The following is a 15,446-nucleotide window of genomic DNA, read 5'->3' as shown; positions in this document are numbered from 1 at the left end:
AACATTTTTGTTGCAATACTCTTAACTTTTATTTTGCACTAAACATTTGGCATAAGGGTAAAATTTGCTTTACTTCCAACTTCAAGTTTCGGAATCGACCACTTCGAACCAGGTGCATACCACTCTGAAAAACTTTCGTCATTTGTAATAGCATTCCAAATAACTTCTACATTTTTTTGAATAAGAATGGAACTTTTAGGATGAGCCATCTTTATACAACCTTTCGATTTGGAGTTAGTCTAAATATATCATATCTGACTGCACAGCTTTATATGTTCTCAATCCCCTACATAATTACTTGTACATGTTAAACATATTACTAATAATTTTGATAATATAATTAATAACATAGAACTTTTTCCATTTTCAATTTCTTTATCTCAAAATCGTATCCTTTTGCTCTATTTTCCGTTATAAAAAATGAAAGGAGCGATTAAAAAGGAGTGTAAAAAAATGGTTGCTTAGTTTTAGTATGCGGATTGTTCCTATGAAAAGGTAGCATCTGATCAAGAATGTCAGTAATTATTGACTGTATCTTAGGGGAGGAATGAGATTAATGAAAGTACTATTGTTAGGTGGGACATTATTTTTAGGAAAACATATTGCTAAACAAGCTTTGAATAAAGGAATGGATATTACATTATTCAATCGAGGTAAAACAAATCCAGAATTTCTAAAAGGAGTAAAAGGTGTCACACATATCGTTGGTGATCGCAGTATAAATGATATTGAAAAGCTCACAGATAATTGGGATGTGGTCATAGATGTATCAGGTAGAAATCCAGATGATGTAGAGCGTTCTGTACAACAATTAATAGATCGTTGTAATAGCTATGTTTTCATCTCAAGCATAAGTGCTTATAAGAATCTGGATAAAGGACCGGTGTTCGAATCAAATGTCCTCCATGAACTATATCAGGGCGATTACGGGAGCAATAAAGCTACTTGTGAGGTTATTATAAACAAGGATTTTTATGATAAATCACTTATTATTCGACCAGGGCTTATTGTTGGGCCAGATGATTCAACAGACCGCTTTACTTATTGGCCTTGGAGAATGAATCAAGGAGGAAGGATTCTCGTTCCCAATGTGAGTGACCGTAAAAGAGTTCAGTTTATTGATGTGCGTGATTTAGCATCATGGATTATTGAAGCTATTCAGCAAGGAGTGAAAGGTACATTTAATACAGTTGGCCCAAAAGAGACTCTTGGATTTAGAGACTTTATTTTAACTTGCAAAAAGCTAGTTTCACCAGAAAAGACAGAGCTTTGCTGGGTGGAGGAATCTGTTTTAGAGGAAAATCAAATTGAGCCTTGGATAGAACTACCCTTTTGGCTTCCCGATTCCTTAAATATGAATGGTATGATGTGTGCGAACAGTGACAAAGCCATCGAGGCAGGATTAAGTTTTCGTCCAATGAAAGAAACAATAATGGATACGCTTGAATGGAGCTTACATGAAAGACATGGCGAATGGCAAGCTGGACTGGAAAAAGAGAAGGAAGTTCGTGTGCTAGAAATAGTGAGAAATAGCACTGTTTGAGGTATTAATCAAAATATTAAATTGCCTTCATGTCACATATAGGAGATGATTCTTGTATTAACAGGGTCGTCTCCCTTTTTATGTGATCTGTTTTAAATTTTCCACATATGAGTCTATGAAGTTCTTCCTGATTTCTCAAAATCCGCATCAGTAATTAAACTTATAAAGTGGCATTACATATGCTTATTTATTGATCTACTTTATTAAGAAATCATTGGTTATAATGCTTGAGTCAATAAGATAGAAGAATAGGTATAAAAAAAACAATATAAATAAAAACGCACTTATCCTACATGATATGTTTATTCATACATAACATCGCTGAATATATTATTTAGTGTGAAAAGGAGATGGTTTTAGTGAGTCGAAGAAAATATAATTTTGAAGACTTCTTTGGAGATGAAGAAAATTATCATAAAAAATTTGACAAAGATGGTTGTCACTGTAATACGGGAGGAGAGAATGCATCCACTTGTCAAAAACTTGCAAATATTATCGGTGGGGAGGTTATTCAATCAACTCCTGTTTGTGTAGTGATGCGCCTGCGAGATATTCAAGTGACTATTCTAGGGCGTCGTACTCGTTCACCACTGGCTCTTCCATTTATGTTATCCTTTGAAAATAATGGCCTTAATTTAGGTGAGACTGTAGTTCTTCAAAGAGAGGTTAATCCAATGATCCATGCATTACAAAAAAGGGGGATTATCGTAACAGCATTTCATAACCATTGGCTGTTTGAAGAACCACGATTGATGTATTTGCATTGGGAGGATATCGACATGAATCCATTTGAGTTTGCAGAAGCAAGTATTTCAGCCGCAAAAGAAGCAAGGCTTTTCTAAAAATTAGACATCCTAATAACATTAGTAGCACAAAATCGGCCTCTGGTTTTGTGCTACTATTATTTTAGTTAGAATCAATATGCAGCTCGTGTATAACACACTTTTTTGAATCAATTTGGTATTTGGGGGCTATAGGGACCATTGGGGTTATGTCAAGATTTTTCTAAGTAATTAGCTAAGAAAATAAAATCAACTTCCCTTGGATACATGAATAATCTCCTGTACATTTACAAACGAGTTTAATCAAAATCTTCTTCTTCAATTTTTATTATGTTCCCTGTATTTGCGTTTACCTCTACTTCATAAATTCTATTTTCTGCTGTTAAAATAAAGACTTCATAGACAAAAACCCCATGCTCCAAATCCATATCAACATGAAGAATTTGCCCAGGGATTCGCTGAAGAGCAATTTCTTGCGCTTGTTGCGCCGTTAACCTTTGTCTATACATAATAAACATTCTCCTTCTTTAAAGTTGCAATCTCTTATTTATATGTAATAGACAAAGTATGAGTGATCATTTAACCTATTTTTCCTTTGTGAATATTTAATACCTGAGCATATTTAATTCGACTTTTACGCTTGGTTGTATAAAATTTAACAACCTACTCGTACTCAACACTATGTCTTCTTCAAGTTTAAGTGGTTAATTAATCATTTCTTCAACTTGTCAAAAAGATCTTCCCTGTATTTTGTCTAGGAGAATCAGACATATGGACAGCTTCATTTACATCTAACAAGTTGTATTGAGATCCATTCCTCATCAATGCTAATTTTTTCTCAGTAATGAAAGTTATAAGCCTTTCAAAGGTTTCATGCCAAGTATGTATAGATATTTGTTGGTTCCAATGTCGTAAATGGAATAATTTAAAATTTACTTCTGTCTTTTGTGATATTGCCTTCCAATCTACAGGAATTCCTGATAATAGACCAATAGTTAAAAAGTCACCCTTAGGTCGAACACAACATGCTAATTCTGCTCCCTCTGGACCTCCGATTGAATCAATTGCGGAAGTCGCACGAAATCTATTCGTTAATTCCATAACGGAATCATATAGCGGTTCTTGAGATGTATTAATAACAGCAAAAGCGCCTAACTGAAGTAGCTCACTTGTATAATGATTATTTCTTGTTACTCCTATCATTCGAAAACCAATAATCCTAGATAGTTGAGCGAAGATTCGACTGATAGATGATCCGCCTGCATTGACAAGTAAAGTATCACCAGGTTTTAGCTTTAGGATTTCTGTACAAACGACCCATGCAGTTATCGGATTTATATACAATTGGGATGCCTCATAATCATTAATAGAATTAGGAATTGTAATTGCTAAATCAGCAGAAGCTCTAACAAATTCCTGCCAAGTTCCTTCGCCCCTTAATGGTAAAACACGCCTTCCTATTAATTGCCTAGAAACACCTTCCCCCACATCCTCAATAACTCCAACTCCTTCATAGCCTGGAATGATTGGCAAAGAGATTCTATGAGAATATGCTCCTCTAATTGGAATTAAGTCAGAAGGATTAATTGGGCGAACCTTCATGCGGGCAAGAACTTCTCCTCTTAATAGAGGATGAATGTTTTTATTTTCCACTTTTAAAACGTTTGTAGGTTCGCCAAATTCGTAAAACTTAACACATTTCGCTTTCAAGTATAATTCTCCTTAAAAATAAATTAAATTAATTTTATCATTCTAGGAAGATATTGTCTGTTGGATAGTAAGCAAAGCTATTTTTTCACTCTATATGGTGTAACTAAGTTCCAGAGAAGTAAATCCCAATGACATTGATTAGACAAGCATGAACAGTTTTCTATATTTAGTAACTATCTCATTTTTAGAATTATTTTTCCTTTAGCTCTTCCTGACTCTGCATATTCCATCGCCTTTTGAGCATCTTCAAAAGAATAAATTTTATCAATAACAGGTTTAATTTTACCAGTCTCTATATAGTTTCCGATAATACGCAATTGTTCGCCACTCGGCTTCATAAATAAAAACGTATATTGAACATTATGCTTTTTTTCAAGTTTCGTAAGTTTACTACTTGCTACTGAAAACAATAAGGTTTTAAAAAATCCGGAACCATATTCTTTAGCAAATCGAGCGTTTGGCAATCCTGAAACGGAAACAATTTTTCCTTCGTTTTTTATAATTCTAAATGATTTTTCGAGTGTACTGCCTCCAAGTGTATCGAATACCGCATCATAATTTTCCAGGATATCTTCAAATTTCTCTGTTTTGTAATTAATGATTTTATCTGCACCAAGAGATTTTACTAAATCCGAACCGGCTTTACTGGCAGTTGTAGCAACAGTCGCACCCATTAATTTCGCCAGTTGGATTGCAAAAGTACCAACTCCACCAGCTCCTGCTTGAATCAAAATCTTTTGTCTCTTTTGTAATTGCACTATATCATGTAAGGCTTGATAAGAAGTTAATCCAACCAATGGGATGGATGCTGCTTCCTCAAAGCTCAAGTTTTTAGGCTTTAAGGCGATATCATCTTCATGAATGGAGATATATTCCGCAAAAGTACCGATATTACTCTTACGTGGACGTGCATATATTTCATCACCAACTTTAAAACGTGTCACTTTTGAGCCGATCTTTACTATGACACCAGAAAAGTCATTACCAAGGATAAGAGGCATTTTATATCTAAGTAGTAATTTCACTTTCCCATCACGTATTTTGAAATCAATAGGATTAATACTAGCTGCATGAATTTCTGCAAGTACCTCATGTTCATCTATTTCAGGTGTGGGTATTTCTACTAGGCGCATTGGAACTTTTCCATATCTATCAATAATCATTGCTTTCATTGTCCATACCTCCAGCTCATGTCTATTTGTATTTCAACACGTTTAGTAAAAATTCTGCATGTATTTATCAATATCTAGCACAAGTGTTTTTAATAAACTTAACTTTGTACGTACGTCAATATAATAAAAGTTTTTTGTACCTTCTTTACGCATGGAAATAACACCAGCATCTCGTAAAATCCGAAGATGATGTGACACTGCAGGTCGCGAAAGATGTGTTTGTTCAGTAATTTCACCTACACGCAATCCTGTTTGACAATCTGTTCCCATTAAAACTAATAAAATTGATTGACGTGTTTCATCTCCAATTGCCAGTAGGACTTTTTGACAATTAATAAAGTCTTCCTTGATAGTATTTAGCTGGTCAAGTTTATTCATTCAATTAAATACCTCCTGTAATTAGTTTAATAGTTTAAGTTGATGAACCAAATAACTAAATAAAACGATATACGATTACGATTTCCTATGCAATATTGGGAAAGAAAATCGAGACGAATAAATTTTAGGGTTTCATTGATTCAATAAAGGTATTTAAATGAAGAAAAGTTCGCAGTCATTCAAATTCTAATTAAAGAATTATGAATCCTAGTCCGGACTTTTCTGTTTATAAACATTCTATTTTGTATTTAGAGTTGAGCGACTTAATACAATAAAATTGCCATGTTCTTAATCATCTGGCCCAATTACCAGTGTAATTCAAAGATAACTATTTTTTTTCCTTAATAAATAATGTTAACAGGAAAAACAGTAGAAAACTCAGAAGTAATGCTACTCCCCCACCGATATAAATGAATAAAGTGACACCTTCAGGTAGATTAAATGGTTTAACCATATATAACCACATTCCTACTGTTAAGCCGATAGATCCTATTATCGCACTCCAAACATGCAGCTTTGTCAAAACGGTTTCTGTTGTTTGAAAAATCTTATAGAAAACTGCCCATCCAAAAAGAGTTAACCAACCGACAACAAGAATATGTGCATGAACCGCTCTAAATGCATATGAACCTGAACCAGCCATATGTGCGCCTAATATTGCTCCAATCAACCCAAAAATCCCTGCAAATCGTAATAAGTTTTTACTATTTTTATTCATACTGACTTCTCTCCTATTTGTTCATCATATTTTTATAAATTAATCATCTATAATGTACTTCCTGAATATGAACGGAGTGTGAACAGACGTTTATAAAAATTAAGTTGAAAACAAATAGAGCAATTTGCCTGATTTTATATATAAATAATACTAATTTACAGGTAGTTCAATAGCAAAGGTAGTTCCTTTATTTTCTATACTATCCACATGAATTAATCCACCATGCAGTTTAACAATGGCAGCAACAATTGATAATCCTAATCCAGTCCCCTCAACTGAATGTGTCCGTGAGGTATCTACTCGATAAAAACGATCAAAGATTCTTTCTTTCACGTTATCACTTAATCCTATTCCTGTATCTTCAAAGGTTATCAATACGGATTTTTCTTTCTCTTCAATTGATATTTCAATATTTCCATTCACTTTGTTGTATTTGATGGCATTGGTTAACAAGTTATCCCAAACCGTATGAAGTAAAGACTTATCTCCATTGATTTCTACATCTGGTAATGTAAACTCAAGCGTAATATCTTTTTCAGCCATTTGCCACTGATAGTTGCGTATTAGTTCCTTCATTTGTTTTCCAACATTAAATGACTCTTTTTTCAAAATATCCTCATCACTATCTAGTGAAGCAAGTAGTAGTAATTGTTTCGTTAATGTAGAGAGCCTTTGAATTTCTCCGTTGATGATAGAAATATAAGTGCTTCTTTCTTCTTGACTTATTGAGTCATTTTCCAATAGATTTGTATACCCTTTTATATTAGATAAAGGTGACTGTATATCATGGGAAATATTCGAGGTGAACTCTTTCCTCATATCATCCATTTGCTCCAGTTTTTTAACCATTTGTGAAAAACTATGTGAAAGCTCTCCTAGCTCATCATGGCGACTAATATCAAGATGAACATTAAAATTGCCATTAGCAAGTGATTTGGTAGCTGTTGTAAGTTTTAAGATTGGATTAATTAAATATTTAGTACTAAAAATAACCATAATGATACTTAAAATAATCGTTAATGCTAGTAACCAGCCAAATAAAATATGCATCTCATTAAAAAGAAGCTTAATATCTGGTCTTAGAAAAAGAGCATACTTTTCCTCATTATGTGTTAACGGTACACCAATCGTATTCTTTAATTCATTTGCAAAAAAACCTGTAACAAATGTTTCCTGTGGAAAATCTAGAATACCATGAAAAATTTCTCCGTTTAATACTTGTTCTTTAGTAGAATTAGCTAGATTATATTCCCTAAAAGGTGCACCAAAATAGGATTCCTTTCCAGAATTATCAACCAAGAAAATTTGGTAGCCAATAGAAGAGATATTTTCCAAGTACTCATTAAGATTTATCTCCGGATGATTGTCGGTAAATTCAGCAATATCTAATGCAATCTTTGTGTTTTTATGATCATTATAAGGTTTTAACTTTTGCTGATAATACGCATTGGAAATTAAAAAAGCAAAAATTCCACTAATAATCATAATGCCAATGGTTATCACAACAAATTTCACATAAAGTGATCTCATCTGCGATTTGCCTCCAGTGAATATCCAATTCCACGTACTGTCTTAATTTGAAAATCATTCGTCAATTTAGAAAATCGTTCCCTTAATCTTTTCACATGAACATCTACTGTTCGTTCATCCCCTTCGTAATCCAAACCCCAAATATGCTCTATTAGTTGATCGCGAGAAAATACTTGCATTGAATTTAAAGCCAAAAAATACAATAGTTCAAATTCTTTTAAAGGTAAAAGAATCGTTCTATCCCTAATCTGAACCTCATAATTTCTTTTATTTATAGTTGTACTACCTAAGCGAATAATAGATTCATCTAATTGTTTATCACATCGTCGCAATAAAGCTTCTATTCTAAAGTTTAATTCTTTTGGTTCAAATGGCTTGACCAGGTAATCATCTGTCCCTGATCTAAATCCTTCTTCTTTATCCTCAATATGACTTTTAGCTGTTAAAAGAATTACTGGAATATCATATTTCTTTCGAATTTCCTTTGTTAATGCATAACCATCCATATAAGGCATCATCACATCCACTACTGCTAAATCACATGATTCTCTATTAAGAACTCCCAATGCTTCAATACCATCTTTTGCTTGAAATATTTTATACCCAGATTCGGATAAGTGAATACTTACTAGCTTTAAAATATTAATATCATCATCTACAATTAGAATAGTTGTCATTTTGTATTCTCCTATTTTAATCAAAATATTAGTTTTTTGTTCATCTATTCGATTAAAAGTATATCTAATAAATAATAGCAAATTAACAGCCACTTAAAAACGTTTAGGCTGTTAATTAAGCTTTCCCCTATATTATGTAGAACTTTAATCTCTACTTTGTAAAACGATTCCATCACTCATTTTAATAACTTGGTCAGCATATGAGAGCATTTCTTCATCATGAGTAACCATTAATGTAGTAATATTCAAGTTTTTAGTTAACTCTCGAATCAATGCTATAACATCTTTAGATTTTTTCGAATCTAGACTTGCAGTTGGTTCATCCGCGAAAATTATTTTAGGTTTATGAATGATTGCACGAGCGACTGCAACTCGTTGCCTCTCTCCACCCGACAAGGAAGATGGATAAGCATTTTCACGATGGTCCATTTCAACTAATTTTAGGATTCTATCAACTTCCCTTTTTTGTTCATTTTTCTTTAATTTTGTTTCAGAAACATCTAGCATGAGCACTAATTGTTCTTTAACTGTGAGAAAAGGAACAAGATGAGCAAATTGAAAGATAAAGCCAAATTTACTTGATCTTATTTTACGTACCTGTTCAGCATTCATAGCAGTCATATTGTTACCATCAAATATAACTTTCCCATTTGAAGCAGGTTGTAGGCCTGCCGCTATTGTAAGGAGCGTACTTTTACCAGAGCCTGATGCACCTACTAATGCGGTTACCTCCCCTTCCCTAAGGGAAAGATTTATTCCTTTTAATATTTCTTCTTCTATTTCACCATTAGTAAATGTTTTTCTTACTTCATCAAGTGTGATAATTGTCATATTAAACCTCTCCTTGTTGTATTGCTTGTAATGGTTCAATTTTTTTGATTTGTAAACCTGAGAGTGTAGCTCCAATAAAGCCAATAATTAGAAAGACGATAGATAATTGTACTGTTGTTGCAAAGGTTAAATGAAAGGGCATTCCTTCAGGTGCAACCATATTGAAAATTTGGCTTAGTGTAATCGACATAATCAGTGCAATGATTGTAATAAAAAGCATTTGTGTCCACATCATTTTAAATAATCTACTTGTTTTTACACCAATTGCTTTTAAAATACCGTATAAACCAATTTTTTGAACGTTCATCATATAGAAAAAGATAGCAAACAGCATTCCACTAATTACAACTAAAAACCAAACAATCATATTTAAAGACATTTGTTCTGCATTGTAACTTGGGATCGTATTAAGAAAATCTTTATTTGAAAATGATTGTAATCCAGTTAATTTTTGTGAAGCATCTCCCCTTGGTATAAAAAGTAATTGCATTTCCATAACTCGATAAATTTCTTGATAATTTTCCATGTTTATATAAGCGACAGGGGTATGACTATATTTCTTTTGATCAACAAATCCCTTTACGATAAACTCGCCACTAAATTGATTATTCGTTAATGTATCCCCAATTTTTATACCTTTATCCTTCAATGAACTATCTAATATAACTTCTCCTGGTTTAACATTTTCAAATAACCCTGAATCGGTAGAAGTAACAAACGCAACACTTTGTTGTTTATCATCCTTGTCATTTAGAAAACCCATTTGAATAGAAAATGCCACAGCATCTTTTTGTTCATTTAATATCTCTTCTTGTAAATCATTATTTATTTTTGATAGGTTATAAGTTTCATCTGCATCCTCATTCATGTAAAATTGCCCTTTTGGTAAATCTTTAATGAGAGCAGCATTGTCCTGCGATAATCCATTTGCCAAACCAGATATGATAAATGTTAATAAACTAACAAGAAAAACGATTGAACCTAGAATCAAAAATCTTACTTTATTTTTCTTTATTTCTTTCCATGCAATATTCATCTCTAATTTCCTCCAATCTCTGTTAACATCTATAGCTTATCTATCGAATGTGAACAGAAGATGAACAGCAAATTACATTTAGTAGCACTTATATGGAGGACCGAGATATATACAGAAATTCGTGGTAATTGTATCGAAAATAAGGATGTTTATAAATCAATTGCAATACTAAAAAAAGAGCAATTGCTCTCTTTTTAGTTCCTAACCATTTTTATTACTTTACGCATCTGTTGCTTAATTCCAGTCTCAAAGTAATCAGTAAATGGACATCCTATCTCTCTTACTCGATCTGCTACATTAGTGATTGTAAACGCTGTTGGATCTAAACCTTGATGAATTTCATGCCAATATAGAGGAGTGGAAACTGTTCCCTCTTTTGTCGCCCTAGGTGAATAAGGAGCAATTAATGTTTTATCTTTACCATGCTGTAGATAATCAATGTATAATCTTTCTTTACGATTCTTTTTCAGACGTTCCGTAGTGAAATCGTTCGGGTATGCCTGTTCCAAAGTTTTTGCAACTGCCTCCGTAAAAACGCCTGTCTCTTCATATGTCATACTCCCACTACGAATAGGAATATGCACTTGCAGACCTTTGTTTCCCGACGTTTTTACATAAGATACAAGTTTTAGGTCGTCTAATATCTGTTTTATCAATCGCGCTGCTTTTACTGCCAGTGTAAAATGTTCTCTATCGGGCGGGTCAAGGTCAAATGCAATTTCTAATGGTGTAGTCTGCCCTAACTGTTGAAACGGTACATGATACTCTATAGAACCATGATTTGCCAACCAAACTAAGCTTTCTAGCTGATTACATACGATAAAATCAGCATCATTAGATAATAAATAGTCTGGTGCATAATCAGGAAGATTTTTCTGAAAAAATGATTCTTTATTAATCCCATCTGGGTAACGGATAATTGTTAAAGCACGTTGTTTTAAGAATGGCAACATCCAGGGTGATATTTCCCGGATATAGACTAGAAGATCTTTTTTAGTATAAACATCTGACCATAAGTATTTATCGGTATTGGACACATCTATTGGCATTTGAGCCATATCTAGTTGTAATTTATCCAGTGTACATTCTGTATAAGGAATATTTGGATTAATGCTTTTAAAATTAGGTTCTCTCAACTCCCCACCATGTAAATCTAATGTATTGATTGTACTAGTTATTGCTGGGGGTAAGTGATAAGTACCGTTAGAAAAATTACCTTGCTCTTTAAAGAGATTTTGAACAGTTTCCACTGATTTTTTTGATAACCCATGCTTGCATATGCCAATCTTTATTAAATTTTCGTCATCTAATACGTTAACAGTAAAATATCCATTGCTAGGATTATACTCTGTTAATATCCCCTGAATCACTCTCCAATTTTTAATCTTATACCAGTCATGATGGTTCTTTCCCTTTTGATAAGCGCTATCTTTTCGCTTTGCAATGATGCCTTCACTCTTAGATGTAGAAACAACCTTCTGGATTTCTTGAATGGATGTAAAGGTTTCTACATATTTTAAAATCGGATTATCAGGAATTGACTGCAGGAGTTGATGAAGAATTACTTTACGAAACGATAAATTTTGTTGATGCAATCTCTTTCCGCTTTTTTCTGTAATATCAAATGCCATAAAAGTAGCTGGTCTTTGTTTTGCCCGTTTTTCTATTCTCTCAACGCTTTTCATTCTTCCACGAGCCTGTATAAGACCAAAATTAGCTTGGTAGCGATGATTCAAGATGACAAGTTCTCCATCTAATTCAAGAGGAATTTTGTGTTTAAAGTAACTATAATTATCCAAGCAGCCTTTAATAATCTCTGGAAACTTACTGGAGATATCTTGATTATTTTTGCTTATTAAAATAATGTTCTTATCATCTAACCATTTTAATCTACAAAAAAATCCATCATATTTTACTTCATATATCCATTCGTCACCTTCTGGAATATCTGTTCTTTCTATTGGCTTCATCCAATCCACATGTATCACCTCTACTTAATAGGATGTCTCATTTTTTGTATAAAAAACTAACTAAATAGCAAAATAAGTTAAAAAAGGAGATAGAAAATGCATACAATGTGGAAAGGAACAATCAGTTTTGGTCTAGTTAATATTCCTGTTAAGATGCACGCTGCAACTGAGAATAAGGATATTAAATTGCGACAGCTGCATAAGAAATGTAAGACACCTATTAAATATGAAAAAACTTGCCCTAACTGTGAGGAAGAAGTTAAAAATGAGGATATTGTTAAGGCGTATGAATATGCTGCAAATAAATTTATCATCTTAGATGATGAGGAACTGGAAGCTCTCAAAAAGGAACAGGAAGATAAAGCTGTAGAAATCATTGATTTTGTACAACTGCAAGAAATTGATCCTATTTATTTTGAGAAAAGCTACTATTTATCCCCAAACGAAGGGGGTTCAAAAGCATATGCGCTATTGCGAGAGGCTTTAACCGATACTGGAAAAATCGGGATTGCGAAGATGATGATTCGCTCCAAAGAACAACTTGCAGTAATTCGAGTATATAAAGATGCCATAGTAGTGGAAACAATTCATTACCCAGATGAAGTACGTAACGTTAAAGATGTGCCAAATGTGCCTAATAAAGAAAGTGTCATGAAAAAAGAATTAGACACTGCGAAGATGCTTATAGATCAGTTGACCACAGAGTTTGAACCAGAAAAATACAAAGATGATTATCGTACAGCACTTATGGAATTAATCGAAGCGAAGAAAAATAATGAAGAAATTGAAATTGGTGGAGAATCTAAAGCTAAACCAGATAATGTAATTAATTTAATGGATGCGCTCCAAGAATCGCTTAATCGTGCAAAAAAAGATAATCCTAAGTCAAAACCGAAAAAACAACCAGTAAAGAAAAAGACAGCTACAAAAACAACTGCGAAGAAAAAAATTACTTCATAATATATAAAGCCCTTCACCTGATCAAAGTGAGGGGCTTATTCATATTAATGCATCTTATCATACCATTCAAAAGAATCCATACATTCCACATTTCTTATTTGATCTAGTGTGCAACTAACTGTGCGTCCATCTCTGAGCAGTAAATATATTTGATTATCATCATAGCCTAGCACTTTGCACTCAATATCTTTGTAATAATTGCCATTTTTTATGATATTTGCTTGAATCAAAATTGGGTAATCATCTGCATTAGCATGGAATAACGCTTTTGAAATCTCTATTTCCGTCATTTTATTCTTAGGAGCTACAGTTAGCATTTGTCTGTCTACTTCTTCTTTTTTTAGCGCTTCTGAATGGTCGCTCAGCATCATACCAAACCATTTAACAATACCCCTATCTTCATATCCAAATTGTTCTGGTGTAACTTTAATAACATTCCATCGTTTTGGTATGGAAAATTGTCTCATTGATCTTCCTCCTTATCCGCTCTATGGCCGCCGACTAATTTAGCACGAAACTTAGCCATTCCAGCGTCCGTTAGACTAGAAGCATGTAGTAATGATGTATAGCCGTATTTGGCACGTATATGGCTTATTGTATCGTCTAAATTATCACTAATAATAGTATCCTCAATGGAATCAAATAAACTCAATTGTAATAATCGTTTAGGCTGTAGCTTTCCAAATGTAACATTAATCACTCGTACAGGAAAATACTCATAATATTTATTAAAAATTAACAGCATGTATCCTTTTAATTGTCTGGAGTTATCTGTAGGATCAATTTTTATTTGGTGGTTAAATCCGCTTTGATTAATATTTTTTGAATATCCAATGTATAGCTTCACTACACCAGTGACTAGCTTGTGCTTTCTTAATCTAGTAACATTTTCATCAGTCATTTCGCGAATAACAATCTCAATGTCATGTTTATTGGTATAGTCTCTATTTAATATCTGATTTCTGCTGAAAGACGTACTTTTAGGAATATAGACATCAGATAACATAGTCCTATCTATACCATGAGCGTGAAAGTAAAGTTGCTGTCCCAATACCCCAAATCTTTGTTTTAACTTATTCACATCGTATTGTGCTAGTTGAAATATATTATGGATGCCTATTCGTCTTAATTTTTGTTCTGTTTTGCTGCCAATTCCCCAAAAATCACTTAAAGATTCTATTTTCCACACGGTATTGGGGACGTTCTCGTATCTCCACGTACCAATAAATCTGTTTTGATCATCATGTTTTGCCTGATGATCAAGTGCAAGTTTGGCTAACAGAGGATTATCACCTATGCCTATCGTTAAAACGAGTCGTAATTCGTTCCATACATCGTCTTGAATACGTTGCGCAATATCGTCTGTCGATCCAAATAATGCGTGAGATTTTGATACATCAAGAAACGACTCATCAATTGAATAAACCAACACATCTTCATCTGCAACATATCGTTTAAAAATACGTAAGATAGCTAAATTTTTTTCTAAATATAATGCCATGCGCGGTTCTACAATTTCTATATTGGCATTACGAGGAATTTCATAGACTCTAGTTCCTGTCTTAATTCCATATTCTTTTTTAACAAGTGGAGACGAGGCTAACACTAAGCCACCCTGATTATTTGGTTTGGAAACAACAGCGATTCTTGCTTCTAAAGGATGTTGATTACGTTCAGATGCTTCGACGGAGGCAAAAAAACTTTTAGCATCAATACACATGATATCTCGACTTGGCTCTTTTGTGTAATCCATCATCACTATATCTTCACTAAACCTTTCCATTCATATCGCTCCTATAAATACGAATATATGCTTCCATCTAATGTTATTATAGGAACATTTGTTCTTAATTAGAAGTGGTAAAATATGTATGTAATGTTTTCACCAACAAAATAAGGAGTAAATAAAAAAATCCCCTCACAATGTGAAGGGATGGATAATCTTATTTCTCTCTACATCTACATTCAAATTCAGGTCGACAACGATGGCTACAGCTACATCCACAATGATGATGATGGTTGCATCTATCTACTTCCCAGCATTCACAAATAAATATTCTACGTTTTCTTCTACGTCTACTCCTATATAACGCCCTGATAGAATCTTCGCAACACATAATTAATCTCTCCTTAATAGTA

The 15,446-nt window shown here is 33.3% G+C and carries 16 protein-coding genes; 3 read left to right on the top strand and 13 right to left on the bottom strand.

Annotated features, from left to right (window positions below):
* Nucleotides 1-38: 38 nt before the first annotated feature.
* On the bottom strand, nt 39-209 hold the full coding sequence (locus AB4Y30_RS08280) for a hypothetical protein (protein ID WP_368655009.1): 171 nt from the start codon (nt 207-209) through the stop codon (nt 39-41).
* A 347-nt stretch (nt 210-556) separates the two neighbouring features.
* Between AB4Y30_RS08280 and AB4Y30_RS08275 the strand changes: the two genes are divergently transcribed.
* Nucleotides 557-1,543, top strand: coding sequence for an NAD-dependent epimerase/dehydratase family protein (locus tag AB4Y30_RS08275; protein WP_368655008.1), 987 nt, complete (start codon nt 557-559; stop codon nt 1,541-1,543).
* A gap of 359 nt (nt 1,544-1,902) precedes the next feature.
* Nucleotides 1,903-2,385 carry a DUF1259 domain-containing protein gene (locus tag AB4Y30_RS08270; protein WP_368655007.1) on the top strand — a complete coding sequence of 161 codons (483 nt, stop codon included), beginning with the start codon at nt 1,903-1,905 and terminating at the stop codon, nt 2,383-2,385.
* Between the two features lie 239 nt (nt 2,386-2,624).
* Here AB4Y30_RS08270 and AB4Y30_RS08265 read toward each other — a convergent pair whose 3' ends face one another.
* From AB4Y30_RS08265 to AB4Y30_RS08220, 10 genes are all read right to left on the bottom strand, one after another.
* Nucleotides 2,625-2,834: a PepSY domain-containing protein gene (locus AB4Y30_RS08265; RefSeq protein ID WP_368655006.1), complete on the bottom strand. Its 210-nt coding sequence runs from the start codon at nt 2,832-2,834 to the stop codon at nt 2,625-2,627.
* Between the two features lie 211 nt (nt 2,835-3,045).
* Nucleotides 3,046-4,035, bottom strand: a complete 990-nt coding sequence (locus AB4Y30_RS08260; protein ID WP_368655005.1) for a zinc-dependent alcohol dehydrogenase family protein — start codon at nt 4,033-4,035, stop codon at nt 3,046-3,048.
* A 173-nt stretch (nt 4,036-4,208) separates the two neighbouring features.
* Nucleotides 4,209-5,207, bottom strand: coding sequence for an NADP-dependent oxidoreductase (locus AB4Y30_RS08255; RefSeq protein ID WP_368655004.1), 999 nt, complete (start codon nt 5,205-5,207; stop codon nt 4,209-4,211).
* Between the two features lie 42 nt (nt 5,208-5,249).
* On the bottom strand, nt 5,250-5,585 hold the full coding sequence (locus AB4Y30_RS08250; protein ID WP_368655003.1) for an ArsR/SmtB family transcription factor: 336 nt from the start codon (nt 5,583-5,585) through the stop codon (nt 5,250-5,252).
* Between the two features lie 328 nt (nt 5,586-5,913).
* Nucleotides 5,914-6,303 carry a hypothetical protein gene (locus AB4Y30_RS08245; RefSeq protein WP_368655002.1) on the bottom strand — a complete coding sequence of 130 codons (390 nt, stop codon included), beginning with the start codon at nt 6,301-6,303 and terminating at the stop codon, nt 5,914-5,916.
* Between the two features lie 150 nt (nt 6,304-6,453).
* Nucleotides 6,454-7,833, bottom strand: a complete 1,380-nt coding sequence (locus tag AB4Y30_RS08240; protein ID WP_368655001.1) for a sensor histidine kinase — start codon at nt 7,831-7,833, stop codon at nt 6,454-6,456.
* The gene (locus AB4Y30_RS08235; RefSeq protein ID WP_368655000.1) at nt 7,830-8,510 is read right to left on the bottom strand and encodes a response regulator transcription factor; all 681 of its coding nucleotides are present in this window, start codon (nt 8,508-8,510) and stop codon (nt 7,830-7,832) included. Before AB4Y30_RS08235 ends, AB4Y30_RS08240 begins: the two co-directional genes overlap by 4 nt.
* A gap of 144 nt (nt 8,511-8,654) precedes the next feature.
* On the bottom strand, nt 8,655-9,341 hold the full coding sequence (locus tag AB4Y30_RS08230; RefSeq protein ID WP_368654999.1) for an ABC transporter ATP-binding protein: 687 nt from the start codon (nt 9,339-9,341) through the stop codon (nt 8,655-8,657).
* Between the two features lies 1 nt (nt 9,342).
* On the bottom strand, nt 9,343-10,377 hold the full coding sequence (locus AB4Y30_RS08225) for an ABC transporter permease (protein WP_368654998.1): 1,035 nt from the start codon (nt 10,375-10,377) through the stop codon (nt 9,343-9,345).
* Nucleotides 10,378-10,571: 194 nt separating this feature from the next.
* A complete protein-coding gene (locus tag AB4Y30_RS08220) occupies nt 10,572-12,347 on the bottom strand; it encodes a DNA ligase D (protein WP_368655197.1) in 1,776 nt (591 codons plus the stop codon).
* A 96-nt stretch (nt 12,348-12,443) separates the two neighbouring features.
* Between AB4Y30_RS08220 and AB4Y30_RS08215 the strand changes: the two genes are divergently transcribed.
* Nucleotides 12,444-13,307 (top strand): Ku protein, encoded by an 864-nt coding sequence (locus tag AB4Y30_RS08215; protein ID WP_368654997.1) that lies wholly within the window; start codon nt 12,444-12,446, stop codon nt 13,305-13,307.
* Nucleotides 13,308-13,351: 44 nt separating this feature from the next.
* On the opposite strand, the gene AB4Y30_RS08210 is transcribed toward AB4Y30_RS08215, so the two are convergent.
* Both AB4Y30_RS08210 and AB4Y30_RS08205 read right to left on the bottom strand, forming a co-directional pair.
* Nucleotides 13,352-13,774 carry a hypothetical protein gene (locus tag AB4Y30_RS08210; RefSeq protein WP_368654996.1) on the bottom strand — a complete coding sequence of 141 codons (423 nt, stop codon included), beginning with the start codon at nt 13,772-13,774 and terminating at the stop codon, nt 13,352-13,354.
* On the bottom strand, nt 13,771-15,090 hold the full coding sequence (locus tag AB4Y30_RS08205) for a Y-family DNA polymerase (RefSeq protein WP_368654995.1): 1,320 nt from the start codon (nt 15,088-15,090) through the stop codon (nt 13,771-13,773). Before AB4Y30_RS08205 ends, AB4Y30_RS08210 begins: the two co-directional genes overlap by 4 nt.
* Between the last annotated feature and the right edge of the window lie 356 nt (nt 15,091-15,446).

Origin of the sequence: Ornithinibacillus sp. 4-3 (assembly GCF_040958695.1) — a bacterium.
Lineage (GTDB): Bacteria > Bacillota > Bacilli > Bacillales > Amphibacillaceae > CALAMD01.
This window is presented reverse-complemented; position numbering and strand designations above follow the sequence as displayed.